This window comes from Aquimarina muelleri DSM 19832 (assembly GCF_000430665.1).
GTDB lineage: Bacteria > Bacteroidota > Bacteroidia > Flavobacteriales > Flavobacteriaceae > Aquimarina > Aquimarina muelleri.
The window spans coordinates 1-6,508 of sequence record NZ_AUML01000071.1 but is presented as its reverse complement, the minus strand read 5'-3'; the positions used below and the strand labels follow the sequence as shown (position 1 = coordinate 6,508).

The following is a 6,508-nucleotide window of genomic DNA, read 5'->3' as shown; positions in this document are numbered from 1 at the left end:
TTTGTACTTTATGCAAATGCCATCGGTACATAATAAAAAAAATGAAGATTTTTATTATTTAAGCGAAGGAGAGGTGGTATTTTACTTTAACTCTTTTGATAATCCCCCTTTAAAAAGATATAAATTTAATGATGCTGCCATAGTAGAGTATAGAGAGGTTTTTGCTACTAATGGCGAAACCCCAATGTTGACTACCATTACGATTTCTCCTGCGATACAAGATTATGGACACCCTATAATTAGACGGTGGAACAAAAGCTATATCCCACCAAGTAAACAACAAGGATATCAGGCATTGGAGAATACCGATACGGGTAAAAAATTAACCGAATACTATATAACCGACTTAGAGGGTAATGAACTCGAAGAATTTATGCATGATACTACTGTTTTGTTACACATAAAAACAGAAAACCGAATAGGCGATATAATGGATATTAAACTACAGGATAAAATACATGATTTTAAATACAAAGGGCAGGTTTTAGAAAACGACACCCTTAAAGATATTGTTATTACTAGCGAATTGCATCAAATAGAATTAGAGGTGATATATCCATTACAAGAATCTTAATTATGGCGAGAACTACAATTACAATCACTTTTGAGGACGGGGAAACCGCTTCCAGAACGATTAATATACTAGAACCTCAATTTGAAGATGGATGGTGGAGTTATGATAAAGATGGAAAAGAACGATACGAGTGGGGAGAGGATGAAATAAGCATCCCTCTTAGTAAAACCATGTATTTTAATGTAAAAACCAAAGATATTGTTGCAGGCGAGGAGCTAGAAATGCAACTAATGGATTATGATTATTTTTGGTGGCTAGGAGAACATATTGATGAATATAATATCGATACCTCAAAATTTCCTAATAATACCGTTTGGAAAAAGGCAAAAGTACGAGCAGTAGACGGGCAAAGTATAGCAACAGTAGAACTATTATTGGATGAAAGTTGGGAGCCAGTAATAGCAGACGACCATGATGATGCATTCTCATTAGATCAAAACATAGAGTTATACTGGCGGGTACGATATGTAACCGACAAAGGTCCAAAAGTAAAGAAGATACTTCCTCAGAAAAAAGAGGATTATCTAAGGGTTTGCTATAATGATAGAGATTTGTACATTAAGCCTGCTGTTGATGGTAGTAGTTTACCAGAGTATTATGATAAAGAAGGTAAACTTATACTATTCACTTTTAAAAGGTCAAAAGATATTGCTGTAGCTTATAATAAGAACCCAAAAATAGAAACGTTTATAGTTACTAAAATTAAGATATCTGAAACCAAAACATTATCAGGTATTAATAATGTAAAAAGAGAATTATACTATGAGAGTTTGAATTTGCATACTAATGAAAGTAAAAATTATTTATATATAACTGAAGAAACTAGCGAATTCTATATTAAAGGTAAAGCCAGTTTTGCAAAAGATACGGATATTGAATTAAAAAAACCTAAGCAGTTTAGTGACTATTTTAATAAAAAAGATGTTAATGATATTGGTACAAAGGGATTAAAGGAAGGTAGAGAGATTCTTAGATTTTTAGATTACGTAAGTGTTACAGAAACCTTATTAAGTATGTTTCCAAAAGAAGGTTCTACAGGCTTAGAAGTTCCTAAACCATCTTCGGCAGCAGGTATAATATCTACCTTTGCAACAGGCGAGCTTACATGGGCATTATCTGGGGCATTAAGTTCGTTGTTTATGGTAGCAGATGTTATTGCGACGCAAGAAGTAAATAAAATAATGAATGATGTAAAAGACTATAACAAGCTGTTATTGGAGAATGCCAAAAGACAAGGACTAAGTAAACTTAGGTTGTTTTTAGATACAACAAGAACAGAAGGTCTTATTGGTTTTGATGTAATAGGTAATATCTCTTTAAAAACTCATTGTAAAATAATGAATGGAAAAATAAAGACAATTAAAGATTTTAGAAAGTCATTAAAAGAAGATAAAGATGATTCAGGGGTATCTTACTCATATTTAATTCAGCAAATAGAAAATAAAGAAACCGAGAGGGATACTATAATAATAGACTCCGTATATATGCAATAAATTTTAAAATTATGCTAAAGAGATTTTTATTTCTGATACTAATATTACCAATTTTAATTACTTGTAAAAGTGAATTTCTAAAATTAAAACAAGTAGAGTCAACTAAACAAGTTGTTTTAAAAATGGAGTACAATAAGAAATTAGATAAAGACCAAATATCTACTATCAATTTTCCTATAGAATTTATAGTAGAGAACAATTCTTATAAAAAAGAAAAAATAGAGAAACTTGTTTATTTATATCAACCTTTCAACGAGTACTCTCAAAATCAAACAGCTAATCTATATGTATATAAAAAAAATAAATTTGAATCATTAAACTTATTTTTTGATGATGTATATATAGATAAGGGCGGTAAAAAATTTCTAATATATACTAAACATACAGTGCTTGATACCCTTAATTTTAATGAAGATTATTTTGCGCCATTTATTAATAAAATGCGCAAAAACAAAACAGATTCACTTTTAATGGGAACTTTACCTGAATTTAAACAAAAACATTCAAAACTTACACAGAGTTTATTGTCAGATGATGAAGTTATAATCTTATTTAATAAAAAGGTAGAAGAAGTAAAATATAATACAGGAGAAAAAGATAATTTGTTACTTCAAATAAGGAAACCTATTAAATACTAAAACAGGTAATAATTTATACTTCCATAGGCTATTCGGTTGTATACTTGCCTAATTAAAATTAGTTGCTTTTATTTAATCCTTCCATACTCAAAGACTGTCAATTTATTAATGGTATTGTGTATTATTTTTGCAATATTTTTTTTAATATTATGCAAGTAAAAATATTGTCTCGATCAGGAAAATAATGTTTTTTTTTCAGAAAAAATTGCTGATGCCTATATACCTAATCCATATTTAAGCAGCTTTTCTATAAATACGGTTAGGATTACAGAAACCCAAACATTATCCTCTATCAATAAAGTTAAACGGTCTTTATTGTATGAGCGTGTTAATTGGGATACTAATGAAAGTATGCGCTATGGATACCAAACCAAAGAATCCACTAATTTTATAATCAAGGGTAAAGCAAGTTGGAAAAAAGTAAACGAGTTTAAAACCATAAGTAAAAAGAAATTTAGTGACTATTTTAATCGCCATGATGTTAAAAACGGGGTGGTTGTAGGTTTAAAGTATGTAAGAAAAGCTATTAGGGTATTAGATTTTATTAATGCTTTTAATACTGTAACCAGTATCTTTAAACAACCAGAAGAAGGGTTGCAGATCCCAAAACCATCATCAGTAATAAGTGCAATGGGCTTGGTTGGTGCAATAAAAGCAATTCCTGGTTTCGGAGCATTGACACCTTTGTTTTTGGCAGGAGATGTTATAACCACCAAGGTGGTTAATGAGATTATAAACGAGTTTGAAAATGAATCTTTATTAGAATGGGAACGCAGAAAAGCAAAAAGTCTCAATTCTGCATTAGCATGGGTACAAAGTGGAAATAATGGTGCCAAAATGTTGCAGTTAGATGTTAAAGAATTTGTAAGCCAAACAGCTTATGAAAAACTTTTATGTGGGGAATTTAAAACTTTAGAAAAATTAGATGAATTTAATAGAAATAGAGGAACTTCAAAAATAGGAATTAAACAAAACTGGTATACTTGTTTTTATTATACAAAAGAAGAAAATGGAAGAATAAAATATTTAATTGACTCAATTTTTTTAAGATGAAAAAGATAATATTTTTATTAATTACATTAATTTTAATTTCGTGTAACTCTAATTCACAAATTCATTTAGAAATTGTAACAAAAAAAACAAATAAACCATTAAAAATGGTGTTTGATAAATTCGGTAAAGATTCTACTTATTTGTACTTATGTTTTCCAAAAACAATTATTTATGATAATAAAACTGATGCATTACACTTAGTAGAAAGGTATAGTGTTGATAGACATCATAGCGGTAGAAATTTAAGGGATTACCGTTTGTATAGATTTAGAGATTCATTAATTTATCCTAAAAAATTTAAAATTCCACCTTATCAAAAAGATTCTTTTAATATTTATTATGGGTATTTACTTAAAATAGATAACCTTATATTAAATAATCTACTTGATAAAAGCCTCTCCCCCCAATCAAAAGGAGAAAATAAAGTATACGATATACCTATTAACACTGCAATCAAAAAGTGGGCAATTTCAAAAATTAAGGATAGCATTAAAGGGAAAATTCATTTTAAATTACACAATAAAGAAAAGGGATTTTTCTATAAAAGTTTGGATATAGAATTGTTTGAGGATTAAATAGCCCCGCTGTAGATGGTAGTAGTTTACCAGAGTACTATGATAAAAATGGGAAGCTAATTATATTTGCTTTTAAAAGAGCAAAAGATATTGCAACAGGTGTAAACCCAAATGTGGCGATCGAAAAATTTATTGTAACCAAATTCAAGGTTGTAGAAACGCGTACGCTTTCTGAAATTAACAAGGTGAAACGCGAACTATATTATGAACGTATAAACCTTAACACAAATGATAGTAAGAGAATGTTGTACGTAACAGAAGAAGCAAGTGAATTCTATATTAAAGGTACAGCTAGTTTTACCGATGTGACTAATACAGAAATAAAAAATCCTAAAAAATTTAGTGAGTATTTTAATAAAAAAGATGCGGGGGATATTGCAACCGTTGGATTAAAAGAAGGGCGCGAGATATTACGGTTTTTAGATTATGTAAGTGTTACACAAACCTTGATTAGTATGTTCCCAAAAGAAGGTTCTACAAGCTTAGAAATACCAAAACCATCTTCGGCAGCAGGTATAATCTCTATCTTTGCAACAGGCGAGCTTACATGGGCATTATCTGGGGCATTAAGTTCGTTGTTTATGGTAGCAGATGTAATTGTAACAGAGAAAATAGCTCCCATGATAAATGACATAAAAGATTATTATAAAGAAGAATTAGAAAAAGTAAAATTACTAGGGTTAAGAGAATTAAGGTTTTTTATAGATACTTCCAAAAGAGAGGTTTTTGGCTTTAAGTTATTAGATAATATACCTTCTGAAACTCATTGTAAAGTAATGAACAATGAAATCAAAACCATATCAGAATTTAAAAAATCAAGAAGTGAGGATGTTTTTGGTTCAGAAGTTTTTTATACGTATTTGGTACAAGAAATTGATGATAAAAAAACTGAAAGGTTGATTTATATTATTGATTCTGTATACAAACAATAATAATATGAAATATATAAACTTATTTTTTCTATTTATAATTACAGTATTTCTAAGTTGTAAGAGCAGTAAGCAAGATATAGAAATTGAACAAATAGAAACAGCTCGTGAAGTTATGTTTAGAATGAAATATGATGAAACTCTAAAAAAACATCGTATCCATTTTATTCACATTCCGATCGAGTTTATAATGAAAAATAACTTAGTATTAAGACAAACTATTGATGAGATAAGATATGAATATCTTCCTGATAGTTTAGAGCGAAAAGGTATTACACCTCTATATTCAATAATTAATAATAATAAGTTAACAAAAACATATCAATTTGACGAAATATTTCTTTTTGGTAAAGAAATAAAAAAGTTTTTGATAGAGACTAGACATTATGCAAAAGATACTATTCATTTTAATGATGCTTATTTTAAACCGTACATAGATGAAATGATTGAAAACAAAACCGACACTCTTTTAGTTGGTTCTTTTTCTGATTTCAAAATAAAACATTCAAAACTTACTAATAGCTTATTATCAGAAGATCAGATCGTTATTTTTGTTGATAATTTAGGTAAGGAGATAAAAAATAGTGAAGGAGAAAACGTACGATTAGCTTTAAAAATCGAACTACCGATTAAGTTTTAGAGTGAAAAAAAAAGCTATTAAATATTACAACCTTATTATTAGCTAGTATTTTAGTATGGGGTACAATATTAAATGTCAGTACTATGTTTATATCTATAAATGAAAAATCACGAGAATCTTCTCTAATTACTACATTATTATTCCCCATAGTTATAATAGCAGTACCACTAATACTTTGGCAGTTAAAAAGAATACATACAATTAAAATGTTATTAAAGATAATTTTAGTTTTAATGCCTCCTTTATTATTAACAATGATATTAGTGTATTATGATAGGTATTTACAAAATGATAGACAAATAACAGATTGCCCCTGTTTTTAGTTCTCGTATAGAATATCAAACCCAGTATAGAGAAACCCATTTTAAGTTTATACAACGTATGGCAAAACAATATAACGAATGGTTGTATTATGATGGGGTACAATTGGTTTTTGGTAAACCTGCACTACCAAACCCTATTGCTATAGAATATGGTGCAGATATGGATAGTATTAATATTTCTATAAAAACCATTGCCAGTACTGGTACAGATTTTAGCTATAACGCTTTAGAAGATGCCAGAAACGAATCCAAAACATTGGGACAAGTAGCAGGACTAAACGAA

7 protein-coding genes and 1 pseudogene are annotated in these 6,508 nt (G+C 29.0%); all 8 read left to right on the top strand.

Annotation, left to right across the window (positions count from 1 at the left end):
• Window positions 1-574: type VI secretion system tube protein TssD (gene tssD / locus H527_RS24245; RefSeq protein WP_162143832.1), on the top strand; the 574-nt coding region annotated here is incomplete at its 5' end.
• 2 nt (window positions 575-576) lie between these two features.
• Window positions 577-2,067: a hypothetical protein gene (locus tag H527_RS0118265; protein WP_027414004.1), complete on the top strand. Its 1,491-nt coding sequence runs from the start codon at window positions 577-579 to the stop codon at window positions 2,065-2,067.
• A 122-nt stretch (window positions 2,068-2,189) separates the two neighbouring features.
• Window positions 2,190-2,705, top strand: a complete 516-nt coding sequence (locus H527_RS0118260; protein ID WP_155837953.1) for a hypothetical protein — start codon at window positions 2,190-2,192, stop codon at window positions 2,703-2,705.
• 315 nt (window positions 2,706-3,020) lie between these two features.
• Window positions 3,021-3,758: a hypothetical protein gene (locus H527_RS0118255; RefSeq protein WP_027414002.1), complete on the top strand. Its 738-nt coding sequence runs from the start codon at window positions 3,021-3,023 to the stop codon at window positions 3,756-3,758.
• Window positions 3,759-3,862: 104 nt separating this feature from the next.
• Entirely contained in the window at window positions 3,863-4,333 is a 471-nt protein-coding gene (locus H527_RS0118250; protein ID WP_155837952.1) for a hypothetical protein, read from the top strand.
• Between the two features lie 185 nt (window positions 4,334-4,518).
• Complete coding sequence (locus tag H527_RS0118245; protein WP_155837951.1) at window positions 4,519-5,265, top strand: hypothetical protein; 747 nt, start codon at window positions 4,519-4,521, stop codon at window positions 5,263-5,265.
• A 4-nt stretch (window positions 5,266-5,269) separates the two neighbouring features.
• Complete coding sequence (locus tag H527_RS0118240) at window positions 5,270-5,902, top strand: hypothetical protein (protein WP_027413999.1); 633 nt, start codon at window positions 5,270-5,272, stop codon at window positions 5,900-5,902.
• A gap of 381 nt (window positions 5,903-6,283) precedes the next feature.
• Window positions 6,284-6,508: pseudogene (locus tag H527_RS22625) on the top strand (type VI secretion system Vgr family protein); the annotation flags it as partial.

What these genes read in the sequence shown, in the direction of transcription:
- H527_RS0118265 (WP_027414004.1), top strand. Translation starts at nt 577, where the DNA reads ATGGCGAGAACTACAATTACAATCACTTTTGAGGACGGGGAAACCGCT.
- H527_RS0118260 (WP_155837953.1), top strand. Translation starts at nt 2,190, where the DNA reads ATGGAGTACAATAAGAAATTAGATAAAGACCAAATATCTACTATCAAT.
- H527_RS0118250 (WP_155837952.1), top strand. Translation starts at nt 3,863, where the DNA reads ATGGTGTTTGATAAATTCGGTAAAGATTCTACTTATTTGTACTTATGT.
- H527_RS0118240 (WP_027413999.1), top strand. Translation starts at nt 5,270, where the DNA reads ATGAAATATATAAACTTATTTTTTCTATTTATAATTACAGTATTTCTA.